Source organism: Acinetobacter sp. YH12156 (assembly GCF_013418235.1).
Classification (GTDB): domain Bacteria; phylum Pseudomonadota; class Gammaproteobacteria; order Pseudomonadales; family Moraxellaceae; genus Acinetobacter; species Acinetobacter pseudolwoffii.
Genome location: NZ_VPCL01000010.1, coordinates 1 through 21,843, shown reverse-complemented (window position 1 = coordinate 21,843; position 21,843 = coordinate 1). Strand labels below are relative to the sequence as shown.

The following is a 21,843-nucleotide window of genomic DNA, read 5'->3' as shown; positions in this document are numbered from 1 at the left end:
TGCAGTTCAAAAAATTGAATCTGTACAGAATAATCTATTTTTAAGATCGCAGAGCAAAAGCCCTGCATGGTGTAAAAACTTATATCAAGTCTTGACATACTCCCCCCACTTTCGACTAGCTCAAGTGGGGGATTCTAAAAGCAAAAGCTCTTAGGTGACTTCCTCACGGATTTCACTTGCTTTCTGCTTCACAGGGCGATCTTTACCGCATCTTCCCTCGACAGACAAAACGGTGTGTCCCACCGCTAAAATGTTGCGAGAAGCATTAATATCTGCATTCTCGCTAAAGCCACACTCGACACAACTAAAGTTTGCCTGAGTGAGCCTATTTTCTTTTGCAACGTGACCACATGAACTACAAGTCTGACTTGTATATTTAGGGTCAACTTTAACGAGTAAACCACCTCGCCATTGCTGTTTGTACACCAACATATTAACAAGCATTGACCAACCTTGATCTAGGATTGATTTGTTCAAGCCTGATTTAGCTTTAACATTCTTTCCTTTTTCTTCGATTGAGCCTTTGGCTGACTTCGACATATTGGCTACTTTTAAGTCCTCAACTACGATCATTGCGTGGTTTTTGCTGAGAGTTGTCGTGACTTTGTGCAAGTAGTCATGCCGAATATTGGCAATATGATGATGTAATTTATTGATCTTTAAATTAAGTTTTTTCCAATTTTGACTAAATTCGGTTTTCTTTCTCAACTTGCGTTGAAGCCTAGCCAACTTTACTTGATTGGCTTTAAAACTATTGATTGGGTCAAATACCTGACCTGTTGATATTGTAATTAATTTCTTAATGCCAAGATCAACACCAATTGCAGATTTTGATGGATGAATTGGTTGTTCGATTTCACGGTTAGTACAAAATGAAACATACCAAAGCCCACAAATTTTCTTAATTGTAATACTTGTGATTTTACCAACAATTTCTTGTGATTTTTTAAATCTTATCCAACCTGTTTTTTTAGGCAAAGAAACTCGATCACCAATAACCTCACAATCTGCAAATGGAAGTCTAAAAGATTGCTCACCATCTGATTTCTTCTTGAATCTTGGCATGAGTGGTCTAAGCTGAATCTCACCACCATCAGCCAATTTAAAAAAATTGGGTTTACGTGGTTTCCGCTTGTTTTGCTTTAAACGAGCTTGTTCTTTTTTGTTGTAAAACTTACCCCATGCTTGAGCAAGATCACGTATTTTTTGCTGTAAGCAAGCTGAATATGTTTGACCAAGAAAAGAAAATTCAGGTGTTTTTTTAAGGGGTACTAATTTTTTTTCAATGCTTTCGTAACGAATATATTCATCTTTAGCAAACATTTCAAATGATTTAGCGAGAATTTGATTCCACACAAAACGAGCAGAACCTATTGCTTGATTAAGCAATATTTCCTGTTCTTGGTTAGGCAGAAGCCTAAACTTGTAGTGTTGTAAAATCTTCATTAAATCATTGTTTATAAAAGAATTGTAGTGTTTGAATTATAGCAAAAATAAGCAATAAAACCAAGAAAACATTATCTTTAATATGGCTATCGCCACTCGCTTGTATCCCCCACCTGACTGTCGGTGAGGGTCTTACGCCCGATTAAGATAAACAAATGTTCAATGTTTAACAATGGATTAGAGGTCAAGATTCAAGTCAGTGACCGCCCCGGTTTCTGCACCTGAGGTCAGTTTGGCGAATTTGGCCAGTGCTCCATGGGTATAGTTCGGTTTTGGTTTGATCCAGGCTGCTTGACGTGCTGCAATCTCCGGCTCATCCACATGCCAGGTCATTTCCCGGGTTTCCGCATTAATTGAAATCTGGTCGCCATTTTGTACCAGACCAATCGGGCCGCCATCATAAGCTTCGGGGGTGACATGACCAATCACAAAACCGTGACTGCCACCCGAGAAGCGTCCATCGGTAATCAGGGCAACTGAAGCGCCTAAGCCCTTCCCGATAATCGCAGAGGTCGGTTTCAGCATTTCTGGCATTCCCGGGCCACCTTTGGGACCAACGCCACGAATCACCACCACTTCACCCGGCTGGACTTCGCCATCCAGAATACCGCGCATGGCACCCTGCTCACCTTCAAACACGCGAGCCGGGCCAGCAAAATGCAGTCCTTCCTTACCGGTAATTTTGGCGACCGCGCCCTTCGGTGACAGATTGCCTTTTAGAATCACCAGATGTGAGTCTTTTTTCACTGGCGCATCAAAAGGCAGAATAATCTGCTGGCCTTCCGGATAGTCCTGCACATCGGCCAGATTTTCTGCCAGCGTCTTACCTGTGACCGTCAGACATGAGCCATCCAGCATGCCGGCATCCAGCATGCGCTTCATCAGTGGTTGAATTCCACCAATCGCAATCAGTTCTGACATCAGATATTTACCTGATGGACGCACGTCGGCCACCACCGGAATATCTTTACCAATCCGCACGAAATCATCCAGACTCAATTCCACTCCTGCTGTATGTGCCATGGCTAAAAGATGCAGTACACCATTGGTCGAACCACCCAGCGCAATCAAGACTTTAATCGAGTTTTCAAAGGCGGCTTTGGTCATGATGTCGCGCGGCTTAATATCCAGTCGCAACAGGTTCATCACCGCTTCACCGGCCCGGGCACAGTCAATTTGCTTGTCTTCCGATACCGCTTCCTGTGCCGAAGAGCCCGGCAGGCTCATACCTAAAGCTTCAATCGCAGAGGCCATCGAGTTGGCCGTGTACATACCGCCACACGAACCTGGACCTGGCAAGGAAACCTCTTCAATATGCTTGACCTGAATCGCGTTGATTTCACCTTTGGCATATTGACCCACCGCTTCAAACACTGAAATCATGTCGGTATGACCTTCACCCGGTTTGATGGTTCCGCCATAAATAAACAGCCCCGGACGGTTGAGGCGCGCCAATCCCATGATGCAGCCGGGCATATTTTTGTCACAGCCACCAATGGCAATCACACCATCATAAGCCTGACAGCCGACCACGGTTTCAATCGAATCTGCGATCACTTCCCGTGACAGCAGGGAATATTTCATGCCTTCGGTGCCATTGGAAATGCCATCTGAAATGGTAATGGTATTAAAGATAATGCCCTTGCCACCCGCCGCACTCACGCCCTGCTCTACGGTTCTGGCCAGACCATCAATATGCATATTACAAGGCGTGACATTGGCCCAGGTCGAAGCAATGCCGATAAATGGCCGGTTAAAATCGGCATCCTGAAAACCGGTGGCACGCATCATGGAACGCGCCGGTGCATTTTCAATACCTTCATAAACGGGGGCAGAATGCTCGCGGATATTATCTTTACTCATTATTCTCTTCCTGGGCGATGACCGATTTTAAGCGTCGGTCTTGGACAATTTATTTTAAGATCATTGTTTGACATACTCCCACCACTTTCACTTTATTCAAGTGGGGGATTCTAAAAGCATCAGCTCTTAGGTGACTTCCTCACGGATTTCGCTTGCTTTCTGCTTCATCGGGCGACCTTTACCGCATCCACCCTCCACAGACAAAACGGTGTGTCCCACCGCCAAAATATTACGAGAAGCGTTAATATCCGCATTCTCGCTAAAGCCACACGCAACACATTCAAAATGTGCCTGAGTAAGCCTATTTTCTTTTGCAACATGACCGCAGGAGCTACACGTTTGACTTGTGTATTTCGGGTCAATCTTAACGAGTAAACCACCTCGCCATTGTTGTTTGTACTCCAATATATCAACAAGCATTGACCAACCTTGATCTAGGATTGCCTTGTTTAAGCCCGACTTGGCTTTGACATTCTTTCCTTTTTTCTCGATTGTGCCACTTGCTGACTTCGACATATTGGCTACTTTTAAGTCCTCAACTACGATCATTGCGTGGTTTTTGCTGAGAGTTGTCGTGACTTTATGTAGGTAGTCATGCCGAATATTAGCAATATGATAATGTAGCTTGTTAATTGTGGTGTTCAACTTTTTCCAATTTTCACTAAACTTCAATTTTTTGCTCAACTTACGTTGAAGTTTAGCTAATTTAATTTGGTTGGTTTTAAAACTGTTCTTTGGGTTAAATACCTCACCCTCAGATGTTGTGACTAATTTCTTGACACCTAAATCAACACCAACTGCGGTTTTGGATGGATGTACTGGATTTTCCAATAACTCTTTTTCACTGCCAAATGAAATATACCAATGACCTGATCTCTTACTGATTGTCACATTCTTAATTGTGCCTAGAATATCTTGTGATTTTCTAAATTTCACAAATCCTATGCCATTTGGCAGCTTAACTCGATTACCCTCAATTCGACAATATTTATCAAATTGCACCAATCTAATTGAATCGTAACCATCTGATTTTTTCTTAAATCTAGGCATCAGTGGGCGTAACTGGATTTCAGAACCATCAGTGAGTTTGAGGAATTTGGGCTTGCGTGGTTTACGCTTATTTTCTTTTAATCTTGCATGTTCTTTTGCATTGAAAAACCTTGTCCAAGCCGAAGCCAGATCACGAATTTTTTGCTGTAGGGAAACAGCATTAGAATGATTTGCTAAAAAAGCATATTCAGGATTCTTTTTAAGACTGGTGATTTTATTCACCAAATTGGTTGCATTGATAAATTCATTCTTTGCAAACATTTCAAATGACACAACTAAAATTTGATTCCAAACAAAACGCGCAGAACCAACAAGATTGTTTAAAATAACCTCTTGCTCTTCATTAGGCTCAAGCCTAAATTTATACGCCTTGTTGATTTTCATTTTTTTTAAAACTTATTTAAATACAATGTTATATTTCTTTTATTTTAACATAAAAACGAATTAAAGCTAAATTAAAAAACTTACGAAATTCACCTCCACCCTGACTGTCGGGTGGAGTCCTCTTTCATTTTAAGATAGTTTCTTGTATAAAAAAGCACCCCATCTGGAGTGCTATTTAAATCTGTAAAATTACAGCTTAGATATCACGTACCGCACCTTTCGCCGCACTGGTGGCATGCATTGCATAGGCTTTCAGCGCTTTAGATACTTTACGTGGACGTTCCTTTGCAGGCTTCCAACCTTTGGCTTCTTGTACTTCACGGCGTGCTGCCAATACATCTTCAGCAACGGCTAAATGAATGCTACGGTTTGGAATATCAATTTCGATACGGTCGCCATCTTCAACCAGGGCAATTGTGCCGCCTTCAGCTGCTTCTGGGGAAACGTGACCAATGGAAAGACCTGAAGAACCACCAGAGAAACGACCATCAGTGACAAGTGCACAGTCTTTACCTAAACCTTTCGATTTTAAGTAGCTGGTTGGGTACAACATTTCTTGCATGCCTGGACCACCCTGTGGACCTTCATAACGGATCAGCACCACATCACCTGCCACGATTTTCCCACCAAGAATGGCTTCAACTGCATCATCCTGGCTTTCAAATACACGTGCTGTGCCGTTGAATTTCAAGATAGAGTCATCTACACCCGCAGTTTTGACGATACAACCATCCAGTGCAATGTTGCCGTAAAGCACTGCCAAACCGCCGTCTTGCGAGAAGGCATGTTCAACATTACGTATTACACCATTTTCACGGTCGCCATCTAGACGGGTGTAATAACGATCTTGTGAGAATGCAGTTTGGGTTGGTACACCGCCCGGTGCCGATTTGAAGAAGTTATATACCTCTTCATCTTCAGTACGGATGATGTCCCATTTGTCTAAAGCATCTTTCAACGTTGCTTCATGTACGGTCGGTACAGACGTATCCAGTAAGCCACCACGGTCTAGTTCACCGAGGATCGACATAATGCCGCCGGCACGGTGAATATCTTCCATGTGGACGTTTTTAACCGCAGGTGCCACTTTACACAGTACAGGCACTTTACGAGATAAACGGTCGATATCGTCCATGGTGAAGTCTACTTCTGCTTCGTGAGCAGCTGCCAACAAGTGAAGAACGGTGTTGGTTGAACCACCCATCGCGATGTCCAAAGTCATGGCATTTTCATAAGATGCTTTGGTTGCTACATTACGTGGCAATACGCTGTAATCATTCTGTTCATAATGACGCTTGGTGATTTCAACGATCAACTGACCTGCGCGCTCAAATAATTTCTTACGGTTGGCATGTGTTGCCAGCGTAGAACCATTACCCGGTAATGAAAGACCCAAAGCTTCAGTCAAACAGTTCATTGAGTTGGCCGTAAACATACCTGAACAAGAACCACAGGTTGGACATGCAGAACGTTCGTATGCTTTGACTTCTTCGTCTGTGTAGTTGTCATCTGCCGCCACAATCATCGCATCAACAAGGTCAATCGCCTGTTCATTACCACGGATTTGGACTTTACCCGCTTCCATCGGGCCACCAGAGACAAATACCACGGGAATGTTCAGACGCATCGCAGCCATCAACATGCCCGGGGTGATTTTGTCACAGTTTGAGATACAGACCATGGCATCGACGCAATGCGCATTGACCATGTATTCAACTGAGTCTGCAATCAGGTCACGCGAAGGCAATGAATACAGCATGCCGTCATGACCCATCGCGATGCCGTCATCGACTGCAATGGTATTAAATTCTTTTGCCACACCGCCTGACGCTTCAATTTGACGTGCCACCAGCTGACCCAGGTCTTTGAGATGCACATGACCCGGTACAAACTGGGTGAACGAGTTCACCACCGCAATAATCGGCTTACCGAAATCTTCATCTTTCATTCCGGTAGCACGCCATAAACCGCGTGCGCCAGCCATATTTCTTCCGTGTGTCGATGTTTTTGAACGATAGTCAGGCATTTTATATTTCCAACAAAGTTTGAGCTTGAAATGAACCGGACAGATCCACTCTGGCTAAATCATACTGACAATAAGCTTAAATCAGTTAAATTTTACACCTATCATACTACAAGCCCTTGTTTTACAAGATGACCCTTTGGTTGTAGATGCAGGCAAAAATGTCTATAGAGAGGTCGTAATGATCTGACGATAAAAATTTCTTGATGAAATCTACTATACCGTCATCATCATCAGGACAATACAAAACTTTCATGAATAATTTTTACAATTTGCATGAGTTTTTTTTATATAAAAATTCCACTGAAATTCAAGCACTCACCGGTCTTATTCAATAAGTTTTTGCAACGATTAGGCTGAAATTTGGCTTTTGGCTTATAATACGCTTTAAGTTTATTTGGAATTTCATGTGTGAAGATCATATTTGCAGGCACACCAGAATTTGCAGCGACTGCATTGGCTGCGCTGCTCAAAACCGAGCATGAAATTGTGGCGGTGTATACCCAGCCTGACCGCAAGGCCGGACGCGGACAAAAACTCACGGCATCTGCGGTCAAGCAGTTGGCGCTTGAATACAATATTCCGGTTTATCAGCCTTTGCATTTTAAGTCATCGACTGAAGAAGGTCTGGCAGCGCAAGCAGAACTCAAAGCCTTAAATGCAGATGTGATGGTGGTAGCAGCCTATGGCCTGATCCTGCCACAAGTGGTTCTGGATACACCAAAATATGGTTGCCTGAATATTCATGGTTCCCTGTTGCCACGCTGGCGCGGTGCGGCGCCGATTCAGCGCGCGATTGCTACTGGCGATGCCGAAACGGGTGTGACCATTATGAAAATGGCAGCCGGTCTGGATACCGGGGATATGATGTATAAAACACGATGTCCGATTACTGCCGAGGATACTTCTGCCAGCCTGCATGACAAACTGGCGCTGCAGGGTGCTGAGGCAATTGCGGCTGTGCTTGAATCGGAACAGACCTTGCAGCACTATTTAGCACAGCGTGAAGTGCAAGATGACAGCCTGACGGTCTATGCACATAAACTGTCTAAAGCAGAAGCGCAAATTGACTGGACACAAGCTGCGGCAGAGATTGACCGTAATATCCGCGCTTTTAATCCTTGGCCGGTAGCCTTTACCCCGCTGGATGATACAAACAATTTACGCATCTGGAACTCATCACTTTCTACGCACAACGCAAGCACTGCTCTGCCTGGTGAAGTGATTGCCCTGGATAAAGACGGCGTACATGTGATGTGTGGTGATCAGAGCGCCATTTGCATCACCAATCTGCAATGGCCGGGCGGCAAAGCCCTGAATGCTGTTCAAATTAATCAAACTCAAAAACTATCGCTAGGATATAAATTCACATGAGCCAAATTCAATCATCAGCTAAAAACTTGAATTTGCGCGCGCAAGTTGTCAAAACGCTATTGGCTGTACAAAACGGCCAATCACTTGCTTCTGTACTCAACCAACATATCAATATTGTGTCTGAACGTGACCGTGGCTTGTATCACGAGTTAACCTTGGGCTGTTTACGTCAATGGCATGGCCTGAAAGCCATTACCCTGCCACTGTTAACCAAACCTCTCGATAATCAGGCCTTGGAAAGCTGCTTATATTTAGGTTTATACCAGATTCTATGTACCCGTATTCCGGCGCATGCTGCGATTTCAGAAACGGTGACAGCAGCCAAACAACTGGGATTCGAACCTTTAAGTGGTCTGGTCAATGCGGTGCTGCGTCGTGTTTCACGTGAAACAGAAGAATTTGATCTGGCTTTAAATCAGGCGCATGGCCTGCCAAGCTGGTTATTTAAGCGTTTAAAGAAAGACTGGCCGGAACAGCTGGCTGAACTGTCGCATGAGTTAAAACAGATTGCGCCGTTGACCTTGCGTGTCAATGTCAATCAGGTCAGCCGTGATGAATATCTGGAAATTCTGGAAGAAGAAGGTTATGAGGCACGCGCCTGTACCCTGTCTGAAGTCGGCATTGTGCTGGAACAAAACGTGCATATTCCGAACCTGCCAGGCTATGAAGCCGGCGGTTTCTCGGTTCAGGATGAACACGCACAGCTTTGCGCAACTTTAGTGCCTGATCTTGAAGGCAAGGTCGTAGTCGATGCCTGCGCCGCGCCGGGTGGGAAAACTGCGCATATTCTGGAAAAATACAGCCCGAAAAAGCTGTATGCAATTGATCAGGACGCCAAACGTTTAGTGCGTGTGGCAGAAAATCTGGAACGCCTACTGTTAACAGAATATGCCGAAGTTGAAATTATTGCAGCCGATGCCATCAACTGGACAGCGCCTGAACCAGTCGACTGTATCGTACTGGATGCGCCATGTTCTGCGATTGGTGTGATTCGTCGTCATCCGGATATTCGCTTGCTGCGTCATTCCACAGATATTCCGCAAACCGTCGCGCTGCAAAAGCAGATTCTGGAAAATATGTGGCAGCAGCTGAAAGTTGGCGGCAGCTTGCTGTACATCACCTGTTCGATTCTAAAAGCGGAAAATGAACAGCAGATGGTCGAGTTCTTTGCCCAGCATAGCGATGCCAAAGAAATCAAGATTGAAGCCGATTGGGGCATCGAACAGATTCACGGTCGTCAGTTGTTACCAACAGCCGATCAAGGCGACGGTTTCTTCTATTGCCATATTGAAAAGACCGCATAAATCATTAGTTTACAATCAAAAAAAGCAGCTTAGGCTGCTTTTTTTATGGAGTTTCCGGATGGCAACAGGACTTACTGAATAAACTTAAAGATCACCAGACTGCTGGCCAACGCAGCCATACCGCTCACCAGTCCATATACCGTTTCATGCCCTTCGGAATAACGTTTTGCCGTCGGCAATAACTCATCCAGTGCCAGATAGACCATCACCCCGCCAATTAAACCAAAAACCAGACCATATACTGTATCGCTCATATAAGGTGCCAGAATAAAGTAACCCAAGGCGGCACCCAAAGGTTCAGCCAGTCCCGACACCAGACTGGCCCAGAGCGCATAATCTTTGCGTCCGGTCGCCATATACACTGGCAAGGCAATTGCCACACCTTCCGGGATATTATGAATCGCAATTGCCACCGCCAAAGGCGCACCCAAGGCAGGACTTTCCAGCGTGGCAAAAAAGGTCGCCAGACCTTCTGGCAGGTTATGTGCGCTAATGGCGAATAAAGTCAGCATACCGGTACGCAATAGTTGCGGTGAACTGACGCCCTCACTGGCATGCGTTTCAACAGTTTCATGCGGATTCGGCACAAAATGATCCAGCAATAACACCAGAATCACGCCCAACAAAAATGCAAAGGTGCCAAAGGCAAAACCGGTTTTTTCATCAAAAGCCAGACTAAAGGAGGCAATCGATTTATTTAGAATTTCGGTTAAAGAGACATAGATCATGGCGCCCGCGGCAAAGGCCAGACCAAAGGCCAGCAGACGGAAATTGGGTTTTTTTAAGAAGAGTATCAGTCCCCCACCCAACACGGTGGCAAGCCCAGCGAAGAAGGTCACGGCAAAGGCTGTATAGACTTGTCCATCTGAAACGGAAATCATGCCAAATCGTCAGCCATTAAAAAAGTCATTATCACCATAGATGATAATGACTTTCGTTTACAGTAAAACAGTAGGTTTATGTGAAGATTTTTAGTCTTCTGGTTCTTCCGGATTTTTTGCCAGATGAATCACGGACAGTACCAGACCACCCCACAATAAAACGATAGAGATGATCATCATCACCAGTGCAGATGTATTCATAGTCGCTCTCCTAGCTATGACGGTCTTTGACCAGACTAAACAGAATGGCGCCCAGAATAAAGAATGCCATGACACCTCCACCCACCATCCACAGGGTGCTGGCAGCATAGCCACCATAACCTTCTGCCATGATCGATTTCAGGGTCAGACCCAATGCCATTAATAAGGACAACGGCGTGATGACGGTCAGCATGAAGTTCCAGCTGCGACCAAGTTTCACGCTGGCGAACTGATTCACATGGCCTTCCAGCTGCTTCATTAATGGACGACGGAACCACGACAACAGAATAATGGAGATCAAACCACCACCGACAATACCGATATTATTGGCAAAGTAGTCAATAATGTCGACAAAGGTAATCGCACTATGGGTCGAGAACATCAAGGTAGAAATCACCGCTGAACCACCGGCAATAATCGTGACTGACTTGTTCTTCGACCAGCCCAGTTTGTCCTGGAATGCAGCAATCGGAACTTGCAGGATACTGACCATCGAGGTAATACCGGCAACGGTCAATGAAGCAAAGAACAGGAAGCCAAACAGGTCACCGCCTGCACCTAAACTGGAAATGATTTTCGGGAAAGCAATAAAGGCCAGACCAATACCGCCAGATACGACATCTTCAACATTTGCACCTGCGCTGAAGGCCATAAAACCAAGCGCTGCAAATACACCAATACCCGCCAGAATTTCAAAGGATGAGTTGGCCAGTGCTACCACGATCCCAGAACCGGTCAAGTTGGTTTTGCGTTTCAAATAAGAGGCATAGGTCAACATAATCCCGAAGCCCACCGACAGTGAGAAGAAGATATGACCAAATGCGGCCAGCCAGACTTTATAGTTACTCATGGCCTCCCAGTTCGGCGTAAAGAAAGCATTCAAGCCGTCGACTGCACCCGGTAAGCGTACCGCCTGAATCACCAGAATAGAAAATAAAATTACCAGAAGTGGCATAAAGATTTTATTCGCCAGTTCCACCCCACGGCGTACCCCACCGTAAAGAATCAGCATCACCGCAGCCCAAACAACCACCAGACCGAAAAACAGGACAGGAACAAAACCTAAACTTAAACCTTCACCATTTTGCAGATAAGTGTTAAAGAAAAAGTCTTGGGTATCTGTGCCCCACTGCTGTCCAAAGGAATAGAACATATAACTGCCGGCCCAGGACAAAACGCTGGCATAATAAATCCCGATGATCAGGGTCACCATCACCTGCCACCACCCCAAGGATTCGGCATTCATGAGTTTTTTATAGGCCATGGGTGGTGCTTTACGGAACTTGTGTCCGACCGCATAGTCTAAAAACAATAAAGGCAAACCTGCTGCAAAAATCGCAATCAGGTAAGGGATCAGGAAAGCCCCACCCCCATTTTCATAAGCCACATAAGGGAAACGCCAGATATTTCCCAAGCCAACGGCGGAACCAATGGCTGCAATAATGAATCCTGATCGTGCAGACCAATTCTCACGAGTTTCTGTCATAGAACACCTAAACTTTAAACCCCTTCAGATGCTGCTTGTTATGGTTATAGCGCAAGCAAATAAAGAAGCATTTCAATTATTTCGGGTGTTTGGATTAGAGCTGCACCTTTTGGGCGTCGAATTCTAATGTACAAACAGGTCAGCAGGTCTTACATCTTGCTTAAAGTCTGATCGAAAAGCTGACCTTGTAGATGGTTCAACAATACTGACTTTTTTAAATTTTTTCTGTAAATTCTGCTGAAAATATTCGTTATTTATAATCTATTCGAATTAAGCGTTCAATAATTCAACGAAACCCACCTGATTTTATAGGCTATATATTGACAAACTTTTTGGAATATATCTTTCTTAAGTTTGACTACAGAACCGCAGTCAAGCAAAGCTCATGCTGCGATCATCCAAATCGCCTTATATTTATAGAAGAATTCGAGTCAAAGGCTTATCGCGATGTGAGCCACTCTATAGCTGAAATGCGCGGAGCAGAGATCTGATCGCCCTGCTCCACGTGCATCTTTGACATCTGAAAATGGACTGCAATACCCCGGTCTGACCTGCAGCAAATTCATTATAGAATCTGAGCGATTGATGTCATTTACTTAAGATTTAATCACCAGCATCCGTTCTTCCTGCATATCGCGAATGGCAGATTGAATCCCTTCACGGCCTAAACCTGAATCCTTCACCCCACCATAGGGCATGTTGTCCACCCGGAAAGATGGAATGTCATTGATAATGACCCCGCCGACATGCAGATGATCCCAGGCATACAGCATCTTGTTCAAGTTCTGGGTATAAACTCCGGCCTGCAAGCCAAAACGGCTACGATTGATACAGGCAATCCCCGCTTCAAAATCAGGATAAGGTTCAATCATCGCCACCGGACCAAAGACTTCATCACGGTAAATTTCCAGATTATGATCCACGTTTTCCAATAAAGTCGGTGCGAACATCACTCCATCCAGCTCACCACCTACCAGAATTCTGGCATCCTTTTTCAGTGCTTTTTCCAGCCATTTTTTCAGGCGTTTGGCTTCTGCTTCCTTGATCATCGGCCCCACCAAAGTTGTGCTCAGATTTGGATCGGTGGCTTTCAGATGTTTGAGTTTTGCAAGCAGTTTATCTCTGACTTCGGCATAAATATCCTGATGCACCAGAATGCGCTGTACACTGATACAGACCTGCCCGGCATGACCATAAGCACCGCCAACCAGACGGGTAATCAAGGCATCATTAATTTCGGTATCCGGCTCGATCATCACTGCGGCATTACCGCCCAGCTCCAGAACCACTTTTTTGCGGCCAGCTCGCGCTTTCATATCCCAACCCACCACATCGGAACCGGTAAAACTGAGTAATTTAAAACGGTCATCGGTGACCAGCACATCGGCCAGCTCGCGCGGACAGGGTAAAACTGAAAATGCGCCTTTCGGCAAATCGGTTTCCGCCAGAATCTCGGCAATTTTCAAGGCAGAAATCGGCGTCAGACTGGCGGGTTTCAACACGAAAGGACAACCGGCAGCAATCGCTGGTGCAATTTTGTGGGCGGTCAGATTTAAGGGAAAATTAAAAGGGCTGATTAAAGACACTGCGCCAATCGGCACCTGCTTAACCATACCCTGATACCCCGATGCTGCCGCGGTTACAGCCAAAGGCAGCATACGTCCCTGATCAATTTGAGTCACGGCATCTGCGGCAATTTGAAAGGTATTAATCAGACGCTCGACTTCGGCTTCTGCCGCTTTGCGCGGTTTACCGCCTTCTGCAATCAGAATTTCAGTCAGTTCTTCACGAATTTCATGAAAACGGCGCACACAATGCAGTAGAATTTTCTGTTTTTGAAAGGGTTCTAAAGCCGCCATCTCTGCCTCGGTGTCTAGGGCAGACTGGATGGCCTGCTCCAGACTTTTGGCATCGGCCAAAGCGACACGTGCATAGAGTGCTTGCGTATATTTATGTTTAACCTCTAGCCATTCTCCGGTCTGAACCGCCTGACCAGCCACATAGAATGAATAGTCTTTACACTGTTGTACTGCTGTAGATCGCATTTTTTAGTCCTTCAAAATCCCAGGATATACATTTTTGAAATTCTCTATATCATGCACTTGCTGATAAATATTAAGAAGATGTTTTTAAGTAACCAGACACGCTCAATTTTAATAAAGCTTTAGGGACTCACTGTCATGCAGACAAAAATACTCGCCACATTATTCTTCAGTTTTGGATTAAGCACGCTCAGTCATGCAGATTTCATCGGGGCAAAAGCCGATCTCAGCTACTGGAATTTTAACGGTTATAGCGAAAATAGCAGTATGAAACATGATCTGGATCGACAAGGTACGGCGCAGCTGTCCGTGGCTTTTGAACATCCGATTCCGCTTTTACCGAATGCCAAAATCAAATATGTCAATCTGGACAGCAACAGCGAACAAAGCACTCCGATCAATGCCTCAGAAATCGAACTGAAGAATATTGACTATATTCTGTATTACGAATTACTGGATACCGTGGTACATGCCGATGTAGGCGCAGGCTTAAGCAATCTGGAGGGTACGGTAAAAAACCTGAATACCGAGGCTTTCACGCAATACGATCTGGATGAATACACTCCACTGCTCTATGCAACTGCAGGGGTTAAATTGCCATTTACCGGACTGAGTGCCAAAGCAGAAGCCGTTTACAGTCATGGCAGCGATAGTAAAAAGACCGATGTACAGGCTGAGTTACAATATGATTTTATTGATAATCTGCTGGTCGATGTCGGTGCCAAAATCGGTTATCGCATGATGACGGTAGATTTTCAACAGGATCAACGTCCAGATTTACAGCTGGAATTTAAAGGCCCGTATATTGGCTTAGATGTACATTTTTGATGCCAAGAATTCAGCAGCTGGTCGTGCTCAATTTCTCTGCGTTCATGTAAGTCAAAGCGTACAACAATAAGCGCAATCTGCTGCTGGTACAAAATCTGCTTGTGTATTACTTTAGACACATAGAGAGCAGGATGCTCCGAAAACCTAAAAACAACAAGAATAAGCAAGCATCAGGACGTGAGGTACGACAGGAGTTATACCTAAATCACGAGATACGGAAAAAGCCCCAACAGGATGTTGGGGCTTTTTTTCTGCTATTTCTTTTTCTGTGCATTGCTTTATTTATCATTGCTTAACAGTTCCGAGTTAAAACTCCAACATTGTAAAAATCGGCTTGTTGTTAAGCTAAAAATCCTCACATTTTTTGGGAACAGCAATCATGGTAAAAAAGGTCCTCTTTATTACATCCAATCAAGGTATTGAACATGATGAACTGACTGAGCCTTTAAATTTTTTAAAGTCCAAAGGTTTTGAAGTGATTCATGCTGCAGAAAAAAATGAAGATGTAGCCACTGTCAAAGGTGATACCAAAGCTGCTACCCAATATACGCCTGATACCAGTTTCGACCATGTCGACCTGAATGATTATGATCTGTTGGTGATTCCAGGTGGTACAGTCAACGCAGATACTTTAAGAATTAATCAGGATGCCCAGAAAATTATTCAGCACTTTGCCGACAATCACAAACCGATTGCGGCGATTTGTCACGGGCCATGGGCCTTAATTGATGCAGATCGAATTAAAGACAAGAATCTGACCTCGTATAAAAGCATCAAGCTGGATCTGGAAAATGCCGGCGGAAAATGGGTCGATGAAGAAGTGCATCGCTGTAATACCGGTGGCTGGGTACTGATTACTTCACGGAATCCGGATGATCTTCCGGCCTTTAATGAAGCCATTTTAAAAGAACTTGAAGGCGATGCTACCTAAGTTCCTACCATAAAAAGAGAACCTCATGATTAAGGTTCTCTTTTGCTTTAAATAGTTCCGGTCAAGCTTTTTAGATAAACCATCACTTCTTTATTGCCTGCCATTTCGGCCAATTCTAAAGCAGTATTAGGACTGCGATGTGCAATATCAGCACCCTTGCTGACCAAGAGTTTGACCACTTCCAGATGATCATTTTCAGCAGCGGCCTGTAAAGCACTATAGCCTTCGTCATCGACAGAGTTGACATCCAGACCTTCTTGCAAGCCTTGCTCGACCTGTTCAACATCGCCTAAAGAAGCCCAGTACACCAGTTCAGGAAGATGTAATTCGTCATCATCTTCAGGGATTGGGGAGAATGAGTCGAATTGCATAGAATCTACCTCAAGATTTATTTTAAGTCTGAGGGTATAAAAGCATATCCATTATAACTAATCCAATCCATGTGCAAAAAATTTCCTAATGATTTAACTGACTCAATATTAGCTGTAGGACCCATTAAAAAACTAGAGAAAACATTTCTTTTATTATTTTCTTTATATTCATGGATATACCATACACCCTGTATATGTTTTCTTTGAATATTGCCTTGTTCATCTTTTCTATGTAATAGACGACTTATTTCTTGGTAAATAAAATCTTGATCATGAAAATCATTTCTTTCATTTAGAAGAACTAATATCCCTGTGCAATCATCTTTTCCTATAGCTTTTTTAGTTTCAGAGATTTGTTTATCTGCTGATGAAAGAAGTGATCGCAAATTTCGAGAGGCATAATCACATAATTTATTTCTAATAAAATTAGGATCTTTATGTTTTTGGATCAACTCTTCAATATGTACAGTCCCAAAAAATTCTGGGAAATCCTGATCTTTATCTACTTGATCATTTGTAAAGTCATTAATTGTACTCTGTCTATCTTTTTCTAAAAATTTGACTTCCAAAATCCATGAGCGCTCAAAAGCAAAATAATCTGCCTTACGCCCTATAAATTTAATATCCTGTATATCATCTATCGATTCATATTCAGAATCCGCAAACTTCTTAAAACGATCATTTAGGTTCATTTATTTATCACTTTTTTAATATTTTTAAAATTTATCATTTAATGATAATAATAAAAAAGCCCCCTTTCGGAGGCTTCTTATTTAAAAACTTAGCTTTAAGCTTTAGACACTGCTGGCTCAATTGCACCAATCTTTTCAGATTCATTGTCATGCATGATTAACGCAACCGCAATTGCAGTAATCAGAACCGGTAAGCCGACTGCCATAAAGTTGAAGTAAGCAGGCAGGTTCATACCAAGCAAACCACCAATCAGGATCGGCCCTACAATCGCGCCCATACGACCAATCGCAGAAGACCAGCCAATGCCTGTCGAACGTACCGCAAGCGGGTAGAACTGCGCAACATAGCTATATAGCAACATTTGTGAACCAATCGACGCTGCACCCGCCAGAAACACCAGGATGTAAAGTAAGAATTGGTTAGATGCGAAGCCCATCAGGCTCATCACAATCGCACCCATAATACCCAGGAACATCAGTACCGGTTTCAAGTGGAAACGATCCGCCAGAATACCACCACCCACAATACCCACGACCGCACCCACGTTCATCACCATCATGAACATCAGACTGTTGTCCATCGAGTAGCCCGCTGCCATCATCAACTTCGGTAACCAGCTACTTAAAGCATACATGGTTAACAGACAAGTGAAGAACGCGACCCAGAACAATAAGGTATTGACCGCACGGCCACGACGGAACAAGCTCACCACGTTCGCTGCTTCAGGCACATTTTCCTGTGGCAGGGTAAGCGTTGTATTCTCGGTAACCGTTAGATTTGGTGCCAGACGACGTACGATTTGACGTGCTTCAGCCTGCTTGTTTTGCTTCACAATAAATGCCAGCGATTCAGGCAAAAATTTCCAGATCACTGGTAATAAAAATAATGGAATACCCGCGATAAAGAACATGATTTCCCAACCAAAACTTGGGGTAAACCATGAACCCAACAACGCAGCCATTACACCACCGACGGCATAACCACTAAACATGGTGGTTACCAAGGTACTGCGCATTTTTTGTGGCGCATATTCCGAAGTCAATGCCACCAGATTCGGCATGACCCCACCAATACCCAGACCGGCAAGAAAACGTAAAATACCGAATTCGGTTGGATTTGAGGCAAAGCCACCCGCAAAAGTTAAACCACTGAATAATACAATACAGATCATGATCACTTTCTTACGACCGATCTTGTCCGCGAGGGAACCGAAGATCATCGCACCAAACATCATGCCAGCCAGTGCGGTACTTGCAAGCATGCCCGCTTGCACTGCACTTAAGCCCCAGTCTTGCATCAGTAAGGGTAAAACCACACCATTGATTGCTAAATCGTAGCCATCAAATAAGATAATAAGTAAACACCAAGCAACTACATTGAAGTGGAAAGGCGTGAATTTCGCATTATCGACTACAGAATTTACATCTATTTTTTCCGTTGTCATCGTTCTCATCTCCCATGAGTACTTGTCCATAACATCTTTGTTGAAGATTGAAGGCAATCTTCAATGTCAGGCAATATACGCAAGCGGGATTTAAGGCACAATAAGACTAATTGATATTCTGCTATGACAAATGTAATGCCATTTATTTGCGTGATATGTCACATTATTATTAAAATTAAATTTTAAGCCATTAATAATAATGACTTTAATTTAAGCAGAATTTGTAGATTTTTTAGCTCAATCACTTTTTTTGAGTGGTTTTATTTCATACTAAAGATATAAAAAACCCCTTCAGACAAAGGGGTTTTTTAAACTGAATGAATCTATGAGGATCGTTTAAATTTTGGCTGCTTTTAATTGTTTCACCTGAACGCGACCGGGTTGTGGTTGACGAATCATTGAAATAGCGATGATACCAATAATACCCGGCATGGCAACCGCGATGAAATTCCATTTATGTGGTAATTCCATACCCAGCAGCATACCAATCACAATTGGACCCACAATTGCACCTGTACGCCCCACAGCAGAAGCCCAACCAATACCGGTAGAACGTACTGCAACAGGATAGTATTGAGCAACATAGCTATATAACAAGATACTGGTACCAATAGATGAAGCACCTGCTAAACTGACAAGTAAATAAATAACAGGTGTTGGAGAGTTAAAGCCTAAACCAACCAGAGACAGTACACCCACAGTTAACATACTAATAAGAACAGGTTTAAAGTCAAAACGGTCTGCCAGAATACCACCACTAATGGTTCCGATCACGGCACCAATATTCAGTGCTAATAAGAACATTAAACTGCTGCCTAAAGAATATCCCGCAGCCATCATGAGTTTTGGCAGCCAACTTCCAAGTGCATAAAGCATGAGCAAGCACATAAAGAAAGCAATCCAGAATAAGAATGTTCCCATTGCACGATTTTCTGTAAATAACGCTTTTACTGATGCACTTTGTGTCTGATCGCCTGTGGCTAGAACCAGTTCAGTGTCTGCTCGTACGTCTGCAGTTGGCTCAACTCGTTTTATAAAATGACGTGCCTCATTCATTTTTTGTTCTTTAACCAAGAAAGTTAGAGACTCAGGTAAGAACTTCCAAAACAATGGAACAAAAAGTAAGGGAATACCTGCAATGAAGAACATAATTTCCCAACCAAAACTTGGAGTAAACCATGTACCACATAATGCAGCCATAATCCCACCTACGGCATAACCACTAAACATGGTGGTTACAAGTGTACTTTTTAAACGTTTAGGCGCATATTCAGAGGTTAACGCAACCAGGTTAGGTAATACCCCGCCTATGCCCAAGCCGGCAATAAAACGTAAAATACCAAACTCTGTTGGAGTGGTGGTAAATCCACCCAAAAATGTAAAAGCACTAAATAAAGTGACACAAATTAAAATCACTTTTTTACGACCGATTTTGTCTGCAAGCATCCCAAACAGCATGGCACCAAACATCATGCCGGCTAGTGCTGTACTGGCAAGCATGCCTGCTTCAACAGCACTCATGCCCCACTCCTGCATCAGTAGAGGCAGAACGACACCGTTAATTGCTAAATCATACCCGTCAAATAGAACAATAAACAAACACCACAATACAATGCTTAAGTGAAATTTATTGAATTTTGCCTGATCAATCACATCATTCACACTAACCGTATTTGCTGCCATTTTCGTGTTTTCTACCATTTTTACTCACCTCCTGTGAGTTATTATTCGTTGTTTTCAGCACGACACATGCCACTAACTCTTATTTATTATTTTTAATGATTCTTATCGCCATGTTCGTGCAACAACTTAGTTCAACACAGCTAATTTTCAGGCAATATGCGACTAAAGTCTTAAGCTTTGCTCAAAATTCTAAACCCATGCGTCCAGTTTTTAATGATTTCTTAACAATTCAAGCTACTTCTTCGATATAAAAATCCCTGAGTTCTCAGACTCAGGGAACGTTTTAAAATTGAGAAAAAACTGAAATTAATATAATGCTTGAGCTAATCGGATTTGAATAATTTCATTATCATCTGCCAGATTTCGATTACGACCACTTGAACCGGGAAAGTTATTGTCATTCAAGACGGTAATTAAATCAGGCCCTTCAATAATAATGTCTTCAATGGTCTGAAATGGAAAACCAAAGCGCTGACCGGTGGCAAGATCTCCCGGACGTACCGGACCATAAAGTAAATCTGGATTGGCCAGATCCATTAAATTAACCAGTTCTTCACGTGCGACAGACTCACCGGACTGATTCAATCTGACCTTGATTAATTTTTTATAGCCGCCCAGATTATTTTCACTGTCATCACGTTCAATAATCACACCTTCTTTGGCACTAAATAACTGAAAATCACCAATTGCAGAGGCTTTCGAAGCCAACTCAAAATAATAGAAATTTCTAGTATAAACTTTCTTTTCCAGATCAAATTCTGAAATGATTAGTTGTGGCGTCGTGGCATTTAATAAAGGTTTTTCAAGTAAAGGATATAAATAGCGACCATTGGGGGAAATTGCCATACCTTCAAAGCCCCCACTCCGCTGTACCAAAGGTTCAATATAACCGGTAGTCCCCTTGTTTAGCTGATTTTGTGGAGATCTGAGTTCAGTTCCAGCTTCTAATGGATGCGCTAAAGCAATCGGCGGACTTTTTAATATTCCATCTGCACTAAAATGTAATAAATAAGGGCCAAATTCATCTCCAATCCAGATATCGCCATTGGGCGCGCGCTGCATAGATTCCGGATCAAAGTCAGCACCTGTCAATAAACGCTCTTGAGTATTCTGATGGACAATTTCAAAAGGAATCAGTTTGTTCGGATCACGAAGCTGAATATAAGATAAATGTTTGACAGTTGCTGTACCGCCCGCCTTGGTTCTGAAATCGCTAGAAAGATGATGCAAACGCAATAAATAATCAGAAGAATTATCTTGCGAGCCAAAGCCATTATCCGACATCACCAGATAAGTTCCATCCGGCTGCTTTAATGCAGCAGAAAAACCCTGTACAGGCTGGCCTGAAAATGGAGGAAAAATACCATTTGCCCCACGTACATCTCGTCCTGAATCAAGGCCTTCTGCATAGGTCTCTACATCCAGTTTGGCAAAAGACACCAAAGTTGGTTCAGTTACGCTTTCGATGGGCTGAAGGGTTTTATCATCGGATTCATTGCATGCCGTCAGAGCGAATACAGAGACCGCCAGCAAACTTAAAGAAATTTTTCTCATACGTCTATTCATCTTTTTATAAAGTCGACGTCTTATTTAATACAGTGTGAATGACAGGACAGTTGCGATGAGATGAAGTTTTAAGGACAGTTTTATCTTAATAATTATAAACCCCACGCACAAAAAAACACCCCCAAGCCTTGGCTTGAGGGTGTTTTGAATAATGAGCTGGCGATGACTTACTCTCACATGGGTAACCCCACACTACCATCAGCGCAAAGAGGTTTCACTTCTGAGTTCGGGAAGGGATCAGGTGGTTCACTCTTGCTATTGTCGCCAGCACAA

At 43.4% G+C, this 21,843-nt stretch carries 17 protein-coding genes and 1 rRNA gene; 4 read left to right on the top strand and 14 right to left on the bottom strand.

Features of this window, described 5'->3' with window-relative positions; all coding sequences use genetic code 11:
- Positions 1 to 150 precede the first annotated feature (150 nt).
- The 4 genes from FTU87_RS09195 to ilvD (FTU87_RS09180) all read right to left on the bottom strand — a co-directional run bounded on the left by FTU87_RS09195 (position 151) and on the right by ilvD (FTU87_RS09180) (position 6,769).
- Positions 151 to 1,446 (bottom strand): RNA-guided endonuclease TnpB family protein, encoded by a 1,296-nt coding sequence (locus FTU87_RS09195; protein WP_180076523.1) that lies wholly within the window; start codon positions 1,444 to 1,446, stop codon positions 151 to 153.
- 177 nt (positions 1,447 to 1,623) lie between these two features.
- A complete protein-coding gene (ilvD, locus tag FTU87_RS09190) occupies positions 1,624 to 3,309 on the bottom strand; it encodes a dihydroxy-acid dehydratase (RefSeq protein WP_004280835.1) in 1,686 nt (561 codons plus the stop codon).
- A gap of 126 nt (positions 3,310 to 3,435) precedes the next feature.
- Entirely contained in the window at positions 3,436 to 4,743 is a 1,308-nt protein-coding gene (locus FTU87_RS09185) for an RNA-guided endonuclease TnpB family protein (protein WP_005173589.1), read from the bottom strand.
- Positions 4,744 to 4,939: 196 nt separating this feature from the next.
- Entirely contained in the window at positions 4,940 to 6,769 is a 1,830-nt protein-coding gene (gene ilvD, locus FTU87_RS09180) for a dihydroxy-acid dehydratase (RefSeq protein ID WP_180097067.1), read from the bottom strand.
- Between the two features lie 408 nt (positions 6,770 to 7,177).
- Here ilvD (FTU87_RS09180) and fmt point away from each other — a divergent pair, with 408 nt between their 5' ends.
- Entirely contained in the window at positions 7,178 to 8,140 is a 963-nt protein-coding gene (gene fmt / locus FTU87_RS09175; RefSeq protein ID WP_180097066.1) for a methionyl-tRNA formyltransferase, read from the top strand.
- A complete protein-coding gene (rsmB, locus tag FTU87_RS09170; RefSeq protein WP_100355465.1) occupies positions 8,137 to 9,444 on the top strand; it encodes a 16S rRNA (cytosine(967)-C(5))-methyltransferase RsmB in 1,308 nt (435 codons plus the stop codon). Before fmt ends, rsmB begins: the two co-directional genes overlap by 4 nt.
- Positions 9,445 to 9,515: 71 nt before the next feature.
- Here rsmB and zupT read toward each other — a convergent pair whose 3' ends face one another.
- The 4 genes from zupT to FTU87_RS09150 all read right to left on the bottom strand — a co-directional run bounded on the left by zupT (position 9,516) and on the right by FTU87_RS09150 (position 14,057).
- The gene (zupT, locus tag FTU87_RS09165; RefSeq protein ID WP_074383769.1) at positions 9,516 to 10,325 is read right to left on the bottom strand and encodes a zinc transporter ZupT; all 810 of its coding nucleotides are present in this window, start codon (positions 10,323 to 10,325) and stop codon (positions 9,516 to 9,518) included.
- Between the two features lie 90 nt (positions 10,326 to 10,415).
- Complete coding sequence (locus tag FTU87_RS09160) at positions 10,416 to 10,526, bottom strand: methionine/alanine import family NSS transporter small subunit (RefSeq protein WP_005173576.1); 111 nt, start codon at positions 10,524 to 10,526, stop codon at positions 10,416 to 10,418.
- 10 nt (positions 10,527 to 10,536) lie between these two features.
- Entirely contained in the window at positions 10,537 to 12,012 is a 1,476-nt protein-coding gene (locus tag FTU87_RS09155) for a sodium-dependent transporter (RefSeq protein ID WP_074383770.1), read from the bottom strand.
- Between the two features lie 596 nt (positions 12,013 to 12,608).
- Entirely contained in the window at positions 12,609 to 14,057 is a 1,449-nt protein-coding gene (locus FTU87_RS09150; protein ID WP_180075602.1) for an aldehyde dehydrogenase family protein, read from the bottom strand.
- 135 nt (positions 14,058 to 14,192) lie between these two features.
- Between FTU87_RS09150 and FTU87_RS09145 the strand changes: the two genes are divergently transcribed.
- Positions 14,193 to 14,882: a TIGR04219 family outer membrane beta-barrel protein gene (locus FTU87_RS09145; RefSeq protein ID WP_100357649.1), complete on the top strand. Its 690-nt coding sequence runs from the start codon at positions 14,193 to 14,195 to the stop codon at positions 14,880 to 14,882.
- Positions 14,883 to 15,261: 379 nt separating this feature from the next.
- Positions 15,262 to 15,813, top strand: coding sequence for a type 1 glutamine amidotransferase domain-containing protein (locus tag FTU87_RS09140; RefSeq protein WP_180097064.1), 552 nt, complete (start codon positions 15,262 to 15,264; stop codon positions 15,811 to 15,813).
- 47 nt (positions 15,814 to 15,860) lie between these two features.
- Here the strand turns inward: FTU87_RS09140 and FTU87_RS09135 are convergent, their stop codons facing one another.
- The 6 genes from FTU87_RS09135 to rrf all read right to left on the bottom strand — a co-directional run bounded on the left by FTU87_RS09135 (position 15,861) and on the right by rrf (position 21,839).
- A complete protein-coding gene (locus tag FTU87_RS09135; RefSeq protein ID WP_074383774.1) occupies positions 15,861 to 16,184 on the bottom strand; it encodes an ankyrin repeat domain-containing protein in 324 nt (107 codons plus the stop codon).
- A gap of 17 nt (positions 16,185 to 16,201) precedes the next feature.
- The gene (locus tag FTU87_RS09130) at positions 16,202 to 16,876 is read right to left on the bottom strand and encodes a hypothetical protein (RefSeq protein ID WP_159516523.1); all 675 of its coding nucleotides are present in this window, start codon (positions 16,874 to 16,876) and stop codon (positions 16,202 to 16,204) included.
- A 95-nt stretch (positions 16,877 to 16,971) separates the two neighbouring features.
- The gene (locus FTU87_RS09125; protein ID WP_074383777.1) at positions 16,972 to 18,321 is read right to left on the bottom strand and encodes an aromatic acid/H+ symport family MFS transporter; all 1,350 of its coding nucleotides are present in this window, start codon (positions 18,319 to 18,321) and stop codon (positions 16,972 to 16,974) included.
- A gap of 336 nt (positions 18,322 to 18,657) precedes the next feature.
- Positions 18,658 to 20,022, bottom strand: a complete 1,365-nt coding sequence (locus FTU87_RS09120) for an MFS transporter (RefSeq protein WP_171255752.1) — start codon at positions 20,020 to 20,022, stop codon at positions 18,658 to 18,660.
- Positions 20,023 to 20,310: 288 nt separating this feature from the next.
- Positions 20,311 to 21,558 (bottom strand): esterase-like activity of phytase family protein, encoded by a 1,248-nt coding sequence (locus FTU87_RS09115; RefSeq protein ID WP_225553404.1) that lies wholly within the window; start codon positions 21,556 to 21,558, stop codon positions 20,311 to 20,313.
- Between the two features lie 166 nt (positions 21,559 to 21,724).
- Positions 21,725 to 21,839, bottom strand: a 5S ribosomal RNA gene (rrf, locus tag FTU87_RS09110).
- Between the last annotated feature and the right edge of the window lie 4 nt (positions 21,840 to 21,843).

Bases quoted from the DNA above. Each gene is read 5' to 3' on its own strand.
- FTU87_RS09195 (WP_180076523.1), bottom strand. From the start codon at position 1,446: ATGAAGATTTTACAACACTACAAGTTTAGGCTTCTGCCTAACCAAGAA.
- ilvD (WP_004280835.1), bottom strand. From the start codon at position 3,309: ATGAGTAAAGATAATATCCGCGAGCATTCTGCCCCCGTTTATGAAGGT.
- FTU87_RS09185 (WP_005173589.1), bottom strand. From the start codon at position 4,743: ATGAAAATCAACAAGGCGTATAAATTTAGGCTTGAGCCTAATGAAGAG.
- ilvD (WP_180097067.1), bottom strand. From the start codon at position 6,769: ATGCCTGACTATCGTTCAAAAACATCGACACACGGAAGAAATATGGCT.
- rsmB (WP_100355465.1), top strand. From the start codon at position 8,137: ATGAGCCAAATTCAATCATCAGCTAAAAACTTGAATTTGCGCGCGCAA.
- zupT (WP_074383769.1), bottom strand. From the start codon at position 10,325: ATGATTTCCGTTTCAGATGGACAAGTCTATACAGCCTTTGCCGTGACC.
- FTU87_RS09160 (WP_005173576.1), bottom strand. From the start codon at position 10,526: ATGAATACATCTGCACTGGTGATGATGATCATCTCTATCGTTTTATTG.
- FTU87_RS09155 (WP_074383770.1), bottom strand. From the start codon at position 12,012: ATGACAGAAACTCGTGAGAATTGGTCTGCACGATCAGGATTCATTATT.
- FTU87_RS09150 (WP_180075602.1), bottom strand. From the start codon at position 14,057: ATGCGATCTACAGCAGTACAACAGTGTAAAGACTATTCATTCTATGTG.
- FTU87_RS09145 (WP_100357649.1), top strand. From the start codon at position 14,193: ATGCAGACAAAAATACTCGCCACATTATTCTTCAGTTTTGGATTAAGC.
- FTU87_RS09140 (WP_180097064.1), top strand. From the start codon at position 15,262: ATGGTAAAAAAGGTCCTCTTTATTACATCCAATCAAGGTATTGAACAT.
- FTU87_RS09135 (WP_074383774.1), bottom strand. From the start codon at position 16,184: ATGCAATTCGACTCATTCTCCCCAATCCCTGAAGATGATGACGAATTA.
- FTU87_RS09130 (WP_159516523.1), bottom strand. From the start codon at position 16,876: ATGAACCTAAATGATCGTTTTAAGAAGTTTGCGGATTCTGAATATGAA.
- FTU87_RS09125 (WP_074383777.1), bottom strand. From the start codon at position 18,321: ATGACAACGGAAAAAATAGATGTAAATTCTGTAGTCGATAATGCGAAA.
- FTU87_RS09120 (WP_171255752.1), bottom strand. From the start codon at position 20,022: ATGGTAGAAAACACGAAAATGGCAGCAAATACGGTTAGTGTGAATGAT.
- FTU87_RS09115 (WP_225553404.1), bottom strand. From the start codon at position 21,558: ATGAGAAAAATTTCTTTAAGTTTGCTGGCGGTCTCTGTATTCGCTCTG.